Annotated in this window: 12 protein-coding genes; 9 read left to right on the forward strand and 3 right to left on the reverse strand. The window is 68.9% G+C overall.

What is annotated here, in order from left to right; genetic code table 11:
- Window positions 1-271 (forward strand): energy transducer TonB (locus VI238_RS13125; protein WP_331652070.1); only part of this gene is annotated, 271 nt, incomplete at its 5' end.
- A 163-nt stretch (window positions 272-434) separates the two neighbouring features.
- Here the strand turns inward: VI238_RS13125 and VI238_RS13130 are convergent.
- Complete coding sequence (locus VI238_RS13130; protein WP_331652072.1) at window positions 435-1,805, reverse strand: serine hydrolase domain-containing protein; 1,371 nt, start codon at window positions 1,803-1,805, stop codon at window positions 435-437.
- A gap of 189 nt (window positions 1,806-1,994) precedes the next feature.
- On the opposite strand from VI238_RS13130, the gene VI238_RS13135 reads away from it, so the two are divergent.
- The 3 genes from VI238_RS13135 (at window position 1,995) to VI238_RS13145 (ending at window position 6,998) form a co-directional block, all read left to right on the forward strand.
- A complete protein-coding gene (locus VI238_RS13135) occupies window positions 1,995-2,582 on the forward strand; it encodes a LemA family protein (protein WP_331652074.1) in 588 nt (195 codons plus the stop codon).
- Window positions 2,583-2,721: 139 nt separating this feature from the next.
- Window positions 2,722-4,650: a M48 family metallopeptidase gene (locus VI238_RS13140; RefSeq protein ID WP_331652076.1), complete on the forward strand. Its 1,929-nt coding sequence runs from the start codon at window positions 2,722-2,724 to the stop codon at window positions 4,648-4,650.
- 128 nt (window positions 4,651-4,778) lie between these two features.
- Window positions 4,779-6,998 (forward strand): winged helix-turn-helix domain-containing protein, encoded by a 2,220-nt coding sequence (locus tag VI238_RS13145; protein ID WP_331652078.1) that lies wholly within the window; start codon window positions 4,779-4,781, stop codon window positions 6,996-6,998.
- A 259-nt stretch (window positions 6,999-7,257) separates the two neighbouring features.
- On the opposite strand, the gene VI238_RS13150 is transcribed toward VI238_RS13145, so the two are convergent.
- Window positions 7,258-7,998 (reverse strand): DUF1223 domain-containing protein, encoded by a 741-nt coding sequence (locus VI238_RS13150; RefSeq protein WP_331652080.1) that lies wholly within the window; start codon window positions 7,996-7,998, stop codon window positions 7,258-7,260.
- A 304-nt stretch (window positions 7,999-8,302) separates the two neighbouring features.
- Between VI238_RS13150 and VI238_RS13155 the strand changes: the two genes are divergently transcribed.
- From VI238_RS13155 to VI238_RS13175, 5 genes are all read left to right on the forward strand, one after another.
- Window positions 8,303-9,193, forward strand: coding sequence for an AraC family transcriptional regulator (locus VI238_RS13155; protein ID WP_331652082.1), 891 nt, complete (start codon window positions 8,303-8,305; stop codon window positions 9,191-9,193).
- 249 nt (window positions 9,194-9,442) lie between these two features.
- Complete coding sequence (locus VI238_RS13160) at window positions 9,443-12,415, forward strand: TonB-dependent receptor plug domain-containing protein (protein ID WP_331652084.1); 2,973 nt, start codon at window positions 9,443-9,445, stop codon at window positions 12,413-12,415.
- A 132-nt stretch (window positions 12,416-12,547) separates the two neighbouring features.
- Window positions 12,548-13,102, forward strand: a complete 555-nt coding sequence (locus tag VI238_RS13165) for a sigma-70 family RNA polymerase sigma factor (protein WP_331652086.1) — start codon at window positions 12,548-12,550, stop codon at window positions 13,100-13,102.
- Entirely contained in the window at window positions 13,095-13,541 is a 447-nt protein-coding gene (locus tag VI238_RS13170) for a hypothetical protein (RefSeq protein ID WP_331652088.1), read from the forward strand. Before VI238_RS13165 ends, VI238_RS13170 begins: the two co-directional genes overlap by 8 nt.
- A 218-nt stretch (window positions 13,542-13,759) precedes the next feature.
- Complete coding sequence (locus tag VI238_RS13175; RefSeq protein WP_331652090.1) at window positions 13,760-13,939, forward strand: hypothetical protein; 180 nt, start codon at window positions 13,760-13,762, stop codon at window positions 13,937-13,939.
- 73 nt (window positions 13,940-14,012) lie between these two features.
- On the opposite strand, the gene VI238_RS13180 is transcribed toward VI238_RS13175, so the two are convergent.
- Window positions 14,013-15,617: a peptide chain release factor 3 gene (locus tag VI238_RS13180; protein ID WP_331652092.1), complete on the reverse strand. Its 1,605-nt coding sequence runs from the start codon at window positions 15,615-15,617 to the stop codon at window positions 14,013-14,015.
- Window positions 15,618-15,995: the final 378 nt, after the last annotated feature.

Below are 15,995 nucleotides of genomic sequence, written 5' to 3' on the forward strand. Positions count from 1 at the left end.
GCGCGACGTTCGCGTGCTCGCGCCGCCGCGCCCGGCCTATCCGCCCGCCGCGGTGCGCAATCGCCAGGACGGCTGGGTCGAAGTCGAGTTCACCGTCGGCGCCGACGGCTCGGTGCAGAATGCGCACGTGACCGCGTCGGAGCCGTCGCGCGTGTTCGACCGCGAGGCGGTGCGCGCAGTGCAGCTTGCCAAGTTCGAGCCGCGGCTCGAGAACGGCCAGCCGGTCGCCTCGACCTTGCGTCGACGCATCGAGTTCAAGCTCGGCAATTGACGGCCCCGCACGGCGCGGCGGCGACGCTGCCGCGCCATGGCGAAGCGCGCTCCATGCGCGTCGCCGCTGTCACGCCCGCGCGCGTTGCGTCAGATTCGGACATGCTGCGGCGAGGCGCGCCCGCATCGCGCGGAACGTCCGCCGCCGTCACCACCGCGCGGGATCAGTTGCTGCCGCTGCCGCCGCCGACGTCGTCGGTGTCGTCATGGTCGATGCCGGCCCAGTTCACCTCGGGCAAGCCGAGATAGCGATCGAGCAGCATCGGCATGAGGCCCGCGGGCAGGCCCGACTCGCAGTTCCACAGCATCGCGGCGCCGAAGCGGTATTTCGGCAGGAACGCGATCATCGCGCGATAGCCCTGCACCGCGCCCGCGTGGAAGATCATCGTCTCGCCGGCGTAGTCGTAGATGCGCCAGCCGAGCGCGTACTGCGCTTCCTTGAGGCGGCCGCGCTTCCACGGCGTCGAGCGCAGTTCGCGTTCGGTCTCGACGAGCGGCGTGTGCAAGGTCTCGAGCAGCGCCGGCGACAGCACGTCGGGGCGGCCGCCCATCTGCGCGATGAGCCACTGCTCGATGTCGCGAATGCTCGCGTTGACGCCGGCCGCCGGCGCGACGCGGTAATACGCTTCGCTCGGCACGAACGACGACCAGCTCGCGCCCGAGCGATGGTGCGGGCGCGCCCAGCTCTTGGAACCTTCGAGCGCGTCGCGACCGTAGGTCGCCGTGCCCATCCCGAGGGGATGGAAGAGGCGCTTCTCGACCTGGTGGTAGTAGAAGTCGCCCGTCTCCGCGAACACGACGTCGCCGATCATGCTGAATGCGATGTTCTGGTAGCCGTAGCAGGCGCCGACGGGGCAGGCCATCGGCACGTCCTTCAGGCGATCGACGAGCAATTCGTACGGCTCGTCCTGTTCGAGCAGGCGATCGTAGGTATTGTGCGGCAGGCCGACGCGATGACTGAGGATGTCCTGCACCGTGAGGCGCTGCGCGCCGTCGTCGTCGGCGAGCGTGAACGACGGCAGTGCATCGGCGACCTTCGTGTCCCAGTGCAGGCGACCGTCCTCGACGAGCAGGCCGGTGAGCGCGGCTGCGAACGCCTTCGACAGCGAGGCGAGGCGGAACACGGTGTCGGTCGTGACCGGTTCGCCCGTGCTCCAGTCGGCCGCGCCGATCCCGCGTTCGAGCAGCACCTTGTCGTCCTTGACCACGGCGGCCGCGAGGCCGGAGACGCCGCCCGTGCGCTCGACTTCGTCGAGCCAGCCGTCGAATTCGTGGGCGATCGCCGCCGCGTCGTGCGAGACCGCACGGGGATCGGCGACGGGAATCGCGATCGCGGCGGGCGCGTAACGCGAGCGGGTTCCGGCCAGCGGCTTGCGCGCGACGCCCTTCGCGGCCGGGTGCCTGGCGGCCGGATGGCTCGCTGCGCGTGCCGCGGCATGTGCCTTGCGTGCCTTGCCGGCCGCATCGACCGGAGCGGACACGGCGACTGCGACAGACGCAACGAGGATGGCGAGAACGCGCGCGGACCTGCTCACATCAGACTCCGGGGCCTCGAACGGCCCTCGTGTTATGCTCGAAACGCCTTGATTCTAGCAGGATATGTGCCGGCCGAATCGAGCACCTGGTTGCATCTTCGCGCTGCCGGGCGCCGCTCTTCGGACCGCCGCGGCGCGCCCGCCGCGGCGCGCACCCGTCGTTCGCCGTCCCGGAGGGAGTAACGCAGCATGAGCCTGATCGTCCTGTTGGTCGTCCTCGTCGTCTTCGCCCTGTACCTGGTCGGCCTCTACAACGGCCTCGTCGGCGGTCGCAACGCCTACAAGAACGCGTTCGCGCAGATCGACGTCCAGCTCACGCGCCGCTACGACCTCATCCCGAATCTCGTCGAGACCGCGAAGGGCTACATGAAGCACGAGCGCGAGACGCTCGAGGCAGTGATCCAGGCGCGCAATTCCGCGATCAGCGGGTTGTCCGCGGCGAAGGCGAACCCCGGCGACGCCGCGGCGATGCAGCAACTCGCCGGTGCCGACAATGCGTTGACCCAGTCGCTCGGTCGCCTGTTCGCGCTGTCCGAGGCGTACCCCGACCTCAAGGCGAACCAGAACATGATGCAGCTCAGCGAAGAGCTCACCTCGACCGAGAACAAGGTCGCGTTCGCACGCCAGGCGTACAACGACGCGGTGATGGGCTACAACAATCGCGTCGAGATGTTCCCGGGTTCCATCGTCGCGAACATGTTCGCGTTCCAGCCCGCCGAACTGCTCAGGATCGAATCGGAACAGAAGCGCGACGTGCCCAAGGTCTCCTTCACCTGAGCGACGCGGGCGTGATCCGCGCCGCGTCGTCGAACGTGCGAATCCGTCCCGATTTCCCGCTTCCCGCCGGTGCGAGCGGTGCGCTCGGGTCGACGTGCAGGCTCCGCGTGCGCCGCACCGAAACGCGGGCGCCCGGACGATGAACTTCTTCGCCCACCAGGAGCAGGCGCGCCGCCAGACGCGGCGCATGCTCGCGATGTTCGCGCTCGCGGTCGTCGCGATCGTCGTCGCGATCGACCTCGTCGTCGTGATCGGACTCGGCCACGGCCGGGCATCGGCCGGCGGTCTCGCCGTCGTCAGCGCACTCGTGCTCGGCGTGATCGGCATCGGCTCCGCGTACCGCGTCGCGACCTTGCGCGCAGGCGGCGCCGCCGTCGCGGCCCAGCTCGGCGCGCGCGAGGTCGCCGACGACAACGGCGATTTCGCCTATCGGCGCCTGCGCAACGTCGTCGAGGAGATCGCGATCGCCGCCGGCGTGCCGGTGCCGCTGGTATTCGTGCTCGAGGACGAGGCGGGCATCAATGCGTTCGCCGCGGGTTACGCGCCGGCCGACGCGGCCATCACCGTCACGCGCGGCGCGCTCGACAAGCTCACGCGCGCGGAACTGCAGGGCGTGATCGGCCACGAATTCAGCCACGTGCTGAACGGCGACATGCGCCTCAACATCCGCCTCGTCGGCATCGTATTCGGCATCCTCGTCGTGTCGGTGATCGGCCGCAAGATCGCCGAAGGGGCCGGGCGCGGCGGCCGCGATTCGAGCGGCGCCGTGATGTTCGGCCTCGCACTCGCCGCGGCGGGCTACATCGGCGTCGTGTGCGGCCGCATCATCAAGGCGTCGATCTCGCGCCAGCGCGAATTCCTCGCCGACGCGTCGGCGGTGCAGTTCACGCGCCAGACCGAGGGCATCGCGGGCGCACTGAAGAAGATCGGCGCGCTCGCGGAGGGTTCCAGGCTCGACTGTGGCGACAAGGAGGAAGTCGCGCACATGCTGTTCGGCGACGGCGTCGGCTATGCCGCGTTTTTCGCGACGCATCCGCCGCTCGAGCAGCGCATCCGCCGACTGGATCCGTCCTTCCGTCGCGACGAGCTGCGGACGATCGCGGCGGCGTGGTCGCAGCCGACGCTCGTCGACGACGTCGACGCGCCCGGTGTTTCCGTCGCAGGCTTCGCGCCGGTCGGCGGCGGCATCGAAAAGCCCGCGCGCGTGCGTGTGCCAGGCCGGGTGCCGACGGCGCGGGCGCACCTGCGCATCGCGCCGGCCGACGTCGTGCGCCAGGTCGGCAACCCGGACGGCGACGACCGCGCGGCGGCGCGCGAGCTGCGCATGGAGATCCCCGGACGCCTGCGCGAAGCCGCGCTGCACGCGACGCAGGCGATGCCGCTGCTGTGCGCGCTCGTCCTCAACGACGACGATGCCGTGCGCGCGCGCCAGCTCGACCTCGTCGCGCAACGCTTCGATGCCGGCAGCGGCGCGCTCGCGCGCGAACTCGGCGATGCGCTCGCCGACCTGCATCCGATGCAGCGCCTGCCGCTCGCCGCGCTCGCGTTCCCCGCGTTGCGCCGGCGTCCGCGCCCGCAACTCGAAGCGTTCGTCGCACTGCTCGGCGAACTCGTCGAGTCGGACGGGCGGATCACCCTCGACGAGTATTGCCTCGCGCGACTGGTCCGCTTCCAGGTCGGCGATGCGCTCGAACCCGCCGCGACGCGACTGTTCGGGCGACTCAAGCTCGGTGACGTCGAGGTCGAATTGAAGGACGTGCTCGCGATCGTCGCGCAGCACGGCCACGACGATCCGACCGCGGCCCGGCGCGCCTATGCGCTCGCGCTTTCCGAAGTGATGCCCGGCGCGACGCTCGTGCATGCGCCGCCGAGCGACTGGATCGCCGCGCTCGATCGCGCGCTGCCGCGGCTTGACCGCCTCGGCGCCGCGGGCAAGGAACTCGTCGTCGCCGCACTCGTGCGCGCGATCGGCGCCGACGGCGTGGTCGGGGTCGCGGAAGCCGAACTGCTGCGCACGATCTGCGCGGGGCTGCACTGCCCGTTGCCGCCGCTGCTGCAGTCGTCCTGACGTCCGCCACCTGACTTTTGCCACGAAGCGGCGTAACGTGGCGCGCGCACGCGTCGCCGATGTTGCAGCAATTGCTCGCGGACGCTTCGATTCCGGTTTGAACACGACCGTTCTGGTAGAACCACACCATGAACCTGCACGTTTCGCCGCAACGGGCCACGGACCAGCTGCTGATGCAGTCGAACCTGCGCCTGCGCGTCGGCGAGCACGTCGTCGACGTCGGCGCGCTGCGCGTGGTGACCCGACCGGAATTGCCGCGACTCACGGGCAAGGCGGTCGCCGTGCTCATCGAACTCGTGCGACATGCGGGCTCGACCGTCACGCGCGACGAGCTGCTCGATCGCGTCTGGACCGGCCGCCTGCCGACCCCCGACGTGCTGAACCAGGCGATCAAGGAACTGCGCCGCGCGTTCGCCGACGACCGCAAGCCGCCGCAGTACATCGAAACGATCCCGAAGGTCGGCTACCGACTCGTCGCGACCGTCCTCGTGCTCGACGGGCCCGCGGGCGGCGTGTTCGTCGAGGCGCCCGACACGCTCGCGGGCGAAGCGCCCGACGCCGCGACGTCGGCGCCGGCTGCGGCGGAAGCGCGCGCGCGTCCGGGCGTGCGAAGGGTTTGGCGCACCCCGGTCGCGCTCGGTGCGGTCGGCGCTTGCATCGCGCTCATCGGCGCGCTCGCGGCGTGGCTCGTACCGTCCGCGCGTCCGGCCTGGCGCGTCGAGGACGTGCACGCGCTCACCTCCGATCCAGGCTCGGAATACCGCCCGCACCTGTCGCCGGACGGCACGCGCGTCGCGTTCTCGGTGTTCGATCCGCAGAGCCGGTTCGAGCGCCTCGTCGTGCGCTCGGTGGAGCCGTCGCGCACGATCCGCCTCACGAACACGGGCACTGCGATCGAAGGGCTTCCGATGTGGTCGCCGGACGGCACGCGCATCGCATTCGAGCGGCTCGGCGTCGGCTACTGCGAGATGTTCCTCGTGCCCGGCCTCGGCGGGGACGAACGGCGCATCGGCCCGTGCCAGGACTACAACTTCAACCTGTTCGACTGGACGCCCGACGGCCGCAGCCTGATCTTCGCCGAGCGCCCCGACCCGGCTTCGCAGGCGCTCGCGTTGTCGCTATGGAACCTCGACAACGGCGAGAAGCAGCGCCTGCGCTACGCGCGCGCGCCCGACGACGAGGACATCGACGCGCACTATTCGCCGGACGGCCGGCTGATCGCGTTCCGCCGCGGGCTGTCGCCGTACAGCGACATCTGGGTCATGCGCGCGGACGGCAGCGAGGTGCGCCGCGTCACCCGGATTTCGGCGACGATCCGCGGACACGCATGGATGCCCGACAACCGGAGCATCGTGTTCTCCTCGACCTGGTCCGGCTCGCCGGCCCTGTACGTCGCCGACGTCGACAGCGGCGAGCTGCAACCGCTCGCGGTCGGCAAGGCGCAGTTCCCGCACGCGGCACGCAGCGGGGACACGGTCGTGTACGAGATCACGCGCACGCAGGATCGGCTCAAGCTGCTGCCGATCGGCGACGTCGCGGGCATGCGCGTGCTCGCACCGTCGACCGGCAGCGACTATGCGCCCGCGCTGTCGCCCGACGCGGGCCGCGTCGTGTTCGCGTCCGATCGCAGCGGCCAGTTGCAGTTGTGGCTGCACGACCTCGGAGCGGGCACGACCGTGCAGCTCACCGACGACGTCGCCAGGCCGGTGCTGTTCGCGCGCTGGAGCGAGGACGGTTCGCGCGTGGTCGCCGTGCAGCGCGATGGCGCGCGCCGCCAGCTCGTCGAGATCGACCTCGCGAGCCGGCGCCAGCGCATCCTGTCGCGGCCCGACGACGTGGTCATGTTCGGCGACTACGACATCGTCGCGGACAGCTACCTCGTCGCGGTGCACGGCGCGGGGCGCAGCTCGAAGCTGCTGCGCATCGAGCGTGCGGGGACGCCGGAGGAATCGCGCAGCGTGCTCGTCGAGGGCGTCGAGCAGGCGCAGGTCGACCGCCACGCGCGCGCGCTCTATTACACCGCGTCCGGCGTGCCCGGGCTCATGCGCCGCGAGCTCGACGGCGGTGCCGAGCGACTCGTGACGCGGGCGATCACCGCCGACCTCGGCAGCGGCTGGCGCATCGTCGACGGACGCATCTGGTACTTCGCGGACCTCGGCATCCGCTCGGCCGCGCTGCGCGAACTCGATCCGACGACCGGCGCCGATCGCCTCGTCACGCGCCTGGACATGCTCATCGGCGACATCGGCTTCAGCGTGATGCCCGGGGGCACGTCGATCCTGTTCGCGCCGGTGGACATCGAGGACACCGACATCGGCGCCTTGCGGCTCGTGCGCGCCGCGCGATGAGCGCGCACGACGCGCGCACGTCAACACGCAATTTCCGTCACCGACCCGGTTTCTTCGCGCAACGCGTCGACGTGCGTCGCGCGCCATACTGGCGTCGCCCTTCCAACGGGCGATGTGTCACAGCATCGATGTGCGAAAACCCTCGGCGGGACACCGGGTTCGGGACCTTGGTGCCCGCCCTTTTTCGTGCGCGCCCTGCCGCCGTCGTCGACCGCGCGTCAGACCTTGGCGCGTGCCGATCGCGACCCGCGGGCGGGCATCAAGGCGTTGGCGCGCCCGCGCAGTCCCGCAGCCTCACGCGCACGACCTGCACGACGTCGCCGCGGCGCTCGTCCTGCACGAACGCGACGGCATTCGCGTGCTCGCGTCGCAGGCCAGCGGGCGTCTCGAGTCGAACGCCCGTGCGGCCGAGTGCGAACGGGCCCGCGAGCGCGCGCACGACGCCGTCGTGGGCGAGCGTCGCGCCGCGGTTCTCGCCGCCGGTGATCGTGTTGGCGAGTCCGTCTTCGGTCAGCGCGACGTACATGCGGTAATCCTCCTGCGCGTGCGCTGCCGTCGCCTCCAGCGTCGCCTCGAGCGTATCGCCGGCTTCGAGTTCCATGGAGAGCGTCACGTCGCCCGCGTCCGGCGCCTGCGGCGGAGGCGCCTTCGGCCAGTTCTTCCACGCGCGTCCGTCGACGAACACCTGCGGCGTGTAGATCCGTCCCTGCAACGCGAACTTCGCCTCGGCTTTCTGGCGCGCGGTATGGCGCGCATCCGAGTAGGGATCGCGCCACTCGGCGGAGTCCCAGTAGTCGACATGGAACTCGAGACCCGCGTAGCCGGGCTTGTCGCGCAGCGTGCTGAGCCAGCGCTCGGCCGGCGGACACGAACTGCAGCCCTCGCTCGTATAGAGCTCGACCAGATGGATGCGCGCGGCGTCGCCGCGCGCGACGCAAGCCGCGGACGCTGCCGTCGCGAGCGCGATGAGCGGGGTGGCGAGCAGGGGAAGGGCATGCATCGGTGTCGTCCTCGGGCTGCGGGCGGAGCATAGGCCGGGCGACGTATGCAGCGGGTGCGCGTTCGAGTGCGGCGACGCGCGCAGCGCGCCCCCCCCCGTTTACAAGCCGGCCCGAAATAGTAATATCCACGTACGACGATACTCGTAGTAAGCGCGGCTCCGGGTCTCGTCGCCCCCGTGCGCCGACGACGCAAATGATTGAACCGGCGGGGTTTCATCGATTCATCCGGAAGAATTCGCAGCGATTTCACGCGGATCTCCTGACAAGCGCGCAGCCGCATCCTAGACAAGGAGCCACACACCCATGAGTGGAGGTCGCGTGCACATCGTCAATCAACTGCTCGGGCACGGCGCGAGCCTGGACCTGAACGCAAAGGCGACCAATGCGAGCGGCGAGCTCGCCCTCAGCGTCGTCGTAGGGGGAGGCCGCGGTTGCGTGCTCAAGGCGGACGCGCCGGTCGCAGGCATCTGGGTCCCGCTGCGCGGGCGGCTCCAGCTCGGCGGCGGCGGCAGCGAAGCGCTGCTGGTCCCGGGCGAAGCGCGCGTCACCGAAGTCGATACGCGATTGCACGCGGTCGGCCGAGGCAACGCCGTGTGGGTCGCGCTGCTCGGAACGCTGCCGGCGTGGCGCCAGGTATTGACCAGCCAGCTCGGCCTGCCCTCACTCGACGCCATTCTGCTGCCGGCACGACACGCGGCCGATCGCGAGCTGCGGCGCGGTGCGCTCGCGCTCGCGCGAGCCGCCCAGGACGGCGATGCCGTCACCGCGTGCGAGGCGCTCGTCGAGCGCATCATCGCCCTGCAGGCCGGCTTCGCCACGGCGATCGCGCGCTGCCCGGGGCGTACCTACGCGCAGCGGCGCCAGGTGTTCATGCGACTGCAGCGCGTGCGCAATTATCTTGCGACGAACTGCCACCTCGACATCGACAACGAAAGCCTCGCGCGCATGGCGAACTACTCGCCGTGGCACTTCATCCGTGCGTTCCGCGCCGCGTACGAGGAGACGCCGCATGCGTTCCTCGTGCGCCAGCGGCTCGAGCGTGCGCGTCGCCTGCTGCGCGCGAGCCCGCTCGCGATCGCCGAGATCGCGCTCGAAAGCGGCTTCGAGAACCGCAGCGCATTCTCGCGCCTGTTCCGGCAGCGCTTCGGCACCACGGCCGGAGCGCTGCGCCGCGAGGCCGGCGGCCGCTGCTGATCGCACGATCGCGGATCGCCTCCGACGGTCATGCGCGCCCGGCTGCATGCCAGCAGCCGGGCGTGCGCGCGTGCGCTCGTTGCCGCGGGCGGTTCCGGCGGCGGCGACATCTACGCCAACCCAACAGGCAATTCCAGCAACGCGGCGCGACCTTCCACGGCAACGTCGCGCCTTCACGGGTTTTTAATGTTGGCGTGGAAGGTGCCGCGGGTTGCGGTACCAGTTGTGCTTCACGACGGGAGAACAATCATGAGAAACACACTGCTCCGTGACGCCGTCCGACGCGGTCTGCGCATGTACGGCATCGCGGGCGCGGCGACCGTGCTCGGCACCGGTGCGATCCAGGCGAATGCGCAGGACAACAGCACCGAGAGCCAGAAGCTCGAGACGATCACCGTGACGGGTTCGAACATCCGTCGCGTCGACATCGAGACGTCCAACCCGGTCGTCACGATCGATCGCGCGGCGATCGAGAAGACCGGCAAGCTCACCCTCGGCGATCTCGTCCAGTCGCTGCCGGCGGTCACCGGCCCGAACATGAATCCCCAGGTCAACAATTCCGGCGGCAGCGGCTTCTCGAGCATCGGCCTGCGCGGCCTCGGCTCGCCGCGCACGCTCGTGCTCATCAACGGCCACCGCTACCTGTCCGGCGACCCGAACGCGATCCCCGCCAACATGGTCGAGCGCATCGAAGTCCTGACCGACGGCGCCTCGTCGGTGTACGGTTCGGACGCGATCGCGGGCGTCGTCAACTTCATCCTGCGCAGCGACTACCAGGGCGCGGAGTTCACCGCGGACTACGGCATTTCCGACCGCGACGACGGCACCTCCAAGGGCTATTCCTTCACGTTCGGCCAGAGCTCGGAGAAGGGCTCGATCATGGCCGGCATCAACTACAAGAAGATCGAGGGGGTCGAGTCCGGCCACCGCAAGTTCTCCGAGAACGCGTTGTCGCGCCTCGGCTCGGCGACCAGTACGATCAGTACATTTGTCGGAGGCTCGCCTTCGTCGCCGTACGGCTGGATCAAGATTCCAGCCGCATTCGCCGACATGTTTCCCGGTTGCGACAGCGGGCGTATTGCGCGCAACCCCGACGCGAGCGGCATGAACGTCGCGACGGACTATCACTGCTACCGCACCTCGCCGACCGCGGCAGGCCCGAGCGACCTCTACAACTATGCGACGGTCAACCTCGTGATGACGCCGCAGGAGCGCACCGGACTGTTCCTCAATGGCAACTACAAGTTGACCGACAACGTCGAGGCTTACCTCAACGTGCTGCACAACAAGACATCGGCGTCGTTCCAGCTTGCGCCATCGGTCTACGGTGCGCGCTACGGCACCGTGGTTTCCGCCGACAGCTACTACAACCCGTTCGGCGTGGAATTCTCGCCTGCCAATGGCGACACGTTCCGTGCACGCCTCGAATCGCTGGGCAATCGGCGCGCGGAGAACGGCACCGCGAACGATCAGCTGTCGACCGGCTTCAAGGGCTCGTTCTCGATCTGGAACGATCAGCAGTGGAATTGGGAACTCGGCTTCGACTACGGCCATGTCCACAACTCGACCACCACCCTCGGCTTGCCGAATCTCAGCATCCTCAACCTGGGTACCGGACCCTCCTTCTACGATCCGGATACCGGTACGGTGCGTTGCGGCACGCCCGACCATCCGCTCGACGGATGCATCGCGTTCAATCCGTTCAACCTGCAGGACCCCAACAGCGTCGCCGCGCTGAAGGCCGCGGCTTCGCCGGGAGTCAGCAACTTCTTCACGAAGGAAACCGTCAAGCGCATCGACCTCAACGGCGGCGTCGTGGACTTGCCGGCCGGCACCATGCAGCTCGCGCTCGGCTACAACTACCGCACCGAATACACGCATTCGAACGTCGATACGGGCCTTGTCACGGACTTCTTCGGCAATTGCACCCTCGGCAGCCAGTGCGCGTCCGCGCTGCAGGGTGGCTACAACGTGAAGGAAGCGTACGCCGAACTGTTCGTGCCGATCCTCAAGGATCTGCCGTTCGTGCACGCGCTGAATCTCACGGTCGGTGACCGCTGGTCGAAATACTCGACCTTCGGCAGTACCAACAACACGAAAATGGCGATCGAGTGGCGTCCGATCGAAGACCTGCTGCTGCGTGGCACGGTGTCGAAGGTGTTTCGTGCGCCGACCATCAACAACATCTTCTCCGGGGCCGCAGCCGATGCTCCGCGCATCTCGCGCGATCCGTGCGACTGGGATGGGCCTGGCGCGAACCCGAATGCCGGGCTGCCCGTCTGCGCCGGCGTACCGGCGACCGGGCCCTTCCACAACGAGGCGGTCGCGAATGGCTCGCAGCTGTCGGGCATCGCATCGGGGGCGGCGTTTGCCGGCTTCCCGATCGGTCCGGAGAAAGGCAAATCGTTCGACTTCGGGATCGTTTACGATCCGCATTGGCTACAGGGTCTCTCCGTCAGCGCGGACGTGTGGCGCTTGTACCTCAATAACAACATAACGGGCATCGGCGCCCAGCAGATCATCGACCTGTGCTACGCGGGCCAGTCGCAGTACTGTCCATTGCTGGTGCGCTACGACAGCGGTGCTACGCAGGGGCAGATCCGCACGGTCTATGAGCCAACCGGAAACCTCGGTCGCGTGGACGTGGGCGGCGTCGACTTCGCGCTCAACTACCGTCTGCCGGAATTCTCGTTCGGTCGCTTCAACGTATCGGTCAATGCGACCTATCTGAAGAACTTCGATCTGCAGACCGCTCCGGGTCTGGACGGCAACTCGACGTTCCACTACGCGGGACACTTCATGGGCTTCGGATCCGCGCCGGCAGCGGCCTGCACGGGCGCATCCGGCGGCATCTGCCTTTTCCCGCGCTGGCGTGCGCAGGGTCAGGTCGGCTGGCAAATGGGCCCGTTCGATGCGACGTGGGGCATGCGCTACATCGGACGATTCCGCATGGGGTCGCCGGCACCGTCGCAGGACACGCATCCGTGGGGCGGCGGACTGGATGGCCAGTTCCGCGACTACGGCGCGACGATCTATCACGACATCCAGTTTGGCTACAACCTCGAATCGCTCAACACGCGCTTCGATGTCGGCGTCAACAACGTCGGCGACAAGCAGCCGCCGCTGCTGTACGCGAACAACACGCTCAACGCGAACACGGATCCGAGCGACTTCGATCTCATGGGTCGCTATTACTTCGGCCGCGTGACCGTGAAGTTCTGACGAACCCCTGGAGGGCACCGTCCCCTCGAGCCGCGCAGCCTCGCTGCGCGGCTTTCTTTTTGGGCGTGCCCGCGGCTTGCGCGCAACGACCACGTCGGGGAGCATAGCCGCCCCCTCCGGCCCCGCCTTCCGATGCCGCAATCGCGCGACCCCCTGCACGCCCGCCTCGAGGAGCTGATCGGCGCCTACGGAGCCAAGGTGCGGCGCCTGCTGCAGGGCTACAACCTCGACCGGCACGGGGTCGACCCCGCCGATGTCGAGCAGGAGGTGCGTATCCGCCTCTGGCACGCGATGGAGCGTGACCGGTCCGGCGCCTTTCATGCGTCTTATGTGCAGAGGGTGGTCGCGAGCACCGTGATCGATGCCCTCAGGCGGGCCCAGGTCAGGGCCGCCGAGCCGTTGCCGGAGGCCGATGAAGACGTCTTCGACCTCGGTGAAGGCCCGGTAGGGCCGGAACGCAGCGCCGGCGACAGCGAGCGAATGCTCGCCCTGGAGCGGTGCCTGGGTGAGATTCCGGAGCGGCGGCGGTTGCCGATCGCGCTCCATCTGCAGGGCTTTTCCCTGCAGGAAATCGCCGACCTGGCCGGGATCGCCTCGGTCGAGGCGGCGCGAAAACTGGTGTCGCGTGGGCTGGACGAACTGAAGGCCCGCCTGCGCGAATTGGGATACGGTGATTTCGATGACTGACGCCATGAACGACATGTCGCTTTCCCGCCTCTACCGCCGCCTCGCGGCCGAGCGGCCCGCGCTGCCCGAAGCCGAACTCGGTCGTCTCCTGCGCGAGCTCGAACCCGAGTCGGAGGCGCTCGCGGCCGCGGTGGCGGCGCTTCGGCGCCCCGCGCACCCCGTTCGCCCGCGCGGGCATCGTTTCGCGGCGGCTCGTCGCCCGGCCGCGCTGCGTTGGGTCGGCAGCCTCGCCGCGTGCTGCGCGCTCGTGGTCGGCGCGTTTGCGCTGCACGGCCATCGCGCCGGGCGCTGGCACGACGTCGCATCCTCGACGGTATCGGCCCCGGCGCCCGATCGGATCTTCAGCTCCAACGACCGTATCTTCGCTTCGAACCTGCCGCACGAATCCCCGCGCAGCGACGAACTGTTCAAGACGGATTTCTCCAGCGGCGGCGGCTGACCCGCACTGCGGTTGCCCGATCCTGCGAACGCCCGGCTCCGGCCGGGCGTTCTGCTTTGCGCGCCTCGGCAGCCCCGCAGCCCCGGAATGTGAACCCGATCACGGGCCGACTGCGCATTTCGGGGCGGAGCGGGCGATCGCGCCTGCGTAGGCTGTCGGTCAACGGCAGCGCACCCCGCGAGGTCTCGCGCGCCGCATCCAGCCGAAGGAGAGACACCATGCGTTCCGTAGCCCACCAGCGCCTGCGCGAGATCCACTGGCTCAGCCACGCCGACAACTACCTCGCGCTCGTGCGCGATGCCGTCCAGAAGAACCCGGAGGACGAGGAACTGCGCGAACTCATGGCCGCGATGGAACGCGCGATGGCCGCGCAGCGCAAACGCACCCCGTTGCACTGACGCGGTTCGACCGGAACGCCGCACGGACGCGGCGCTCCGGCGGGAGGGGCCGCACGGAGGCGGCCTGGCCCGGTCAGCCCGCGTCGATCGCGTGCGCGTGCTCGCGGGTCGCGGCGAACGTGACGCCGGGCCAGCGCTCGGTCGCGAGCTGCAGGTTGACCCGCGACGGCGCGAGGTAGACGAGTTCGCCCGCGGCGTCGATGCCGAGGTTCAGCGCGTTCTTCTCGCGGAATTCCTCCAGCTTCTTCGCGTCCGCGCAGCGCACCCAGCGCGCGGTCACGACGCCGACGTTCTCGAACGCGGCCTCCACGCCGTACTCGTCCTTGAGCCGGTACGCGACCACGTCGAACTGCAGTACGCCGACCGCGCCGAGGATGAGGTCGTTCGACATCAGCGGACGGAAGAACTGCGTCGCGCCTTCTTCGGAGAGCTGCGCGAGGCCCTTCTGCAGCGCCTTCATCTTGAGCGGATCCTTGAGGCGCGCACGGCGGAACAGCTCGGGCGCGAAGTTCGGGATGCCCGTGAACGACAGCGGCTCGCCCGCGGTGAACGTGTCGCCGATCGAGATCGTGCCGTGGTTGTGCAGGCCGATCACGTCGCCCGGATACGCGGTCGCGACGATCTCGCGATCCGACGCCATGAACGTGAGCGCATTGGCGATGCGCACGTCCTTGCCCGTGCGCACGTGCAGCATCTTCATGCCGGCGTCGTAGCGGCCCGAGCACACGCGCAGGAACGCGACGCGGTCGCGGTGCATCGGGTCCATGTTCGCCTGGATCTTGAACACGAAACCGCTCAGCGCCTCCTCTTCGGGCGCGACCTCGCGCGTCGTGGTCGAGCGCCCGCGCGGCGAGGGCGCGTGCTCGACGAAGAAGTCGAGCAGCAGCTGCACGCCGAAGTTGTTGACCGCCGAGCCGAAGAACACCGGCGTGAGGCGACCAGCGCGATAGGCGTCGAGATCGAACGGATGCGAAGCGCCGCGCACGAGCTCGAGCTCGTCGCGCAGCTCCGCCAGCGCCTCGGCGCCGAGGCGTTCGGCGAGCGCCGGATCGTCGAGCCCACGGAAGATCGTGGAGTCCTGCCGCGTGAAGTTGCGGCCCGGCTCGAACACGTGCACCTCGTCCAGCAGCAGGTGGTAGACGCCCTTGAGGCGCGAGCCCATGCCGATCGGCCAGGTGATCGGTGCGCACGGGATCTTCAGCACCGACTCGACTTCGTCGAGCAGCTCGATCGGCGCGCGGCCTTCGCGGTCGAGCTTGTTGATGAAGGTCATGATCGGCGTGTCTCGCAGGCGGCACACGTCCATGAGCTTGATCGTGCGCTCCTCGACGCCCTTCGCGCAGTCGATGACCATCAGTGCGGAGTCGACCGCGGTCAGCACGCGATAGGTGTCCTCGGAGAAGTCCGCGTGGCCCGGCGTGTCGAGCAGGTTGACGATCTTGCCCTCGTACGGGAACTGCATCACCGACGAGGTGACCGAGATGCCGCGTTCCTTCTCGAGCGCCATCCAGTCGGAGGTCGCGTGCCGCGCGGCCTTGCGCGACTTCACCGAGCCGGCCATCTGGATCGCGCCGCCGAACAGCAGCAGCTTCTCCGTGAGCGTGGTCTTGCCGGCGTCCGGATGCGAGATGATTGCGAACGTGCGACGTCGGCGGGTTTCGGTCAGGTGGTCGGGCATGGGCCGTGGGGTGCTGCGGGCAAGCCCGCTAGTTTATCAGGGTCGAAGGGGCGGTTTTCCCTGTGCCCCGATAGGCACTTTCCTCCGCGTGTGCCGCCGCCCGCCGGCCGACGGGGCCCGGAGAAGCAAGCGCGCTTCTGCGCGCAGAAGCCGTGATCGTCTTCGCGAGAACCGACCTCGTCCGTGGGTGTTCGACCCGCATGGTCCCGTACTTTCCCTCTCCCGCTTGCGGGAGAGGGTTGGGTGAGGGTGCTTCTGCGGTGCGTCTTCGCTGTTCGTGCTTGCGAGCAGCAGACGCGACTCTTCGCGACGACCGACCCGCGTCCGTGCATGTTCGTCCCGCATCCCTGCGGGCCGGTTACCCTTCTTTGCTTGTCC

This window comes from Dokdonella sp. (assembly GCF_036518555.1).
GTDB lineage: Bacteria > Pseudomonadota > Gammaproteobacteria > Xanthomonadales > Rhodanobacteraceae > Dokdonella_A.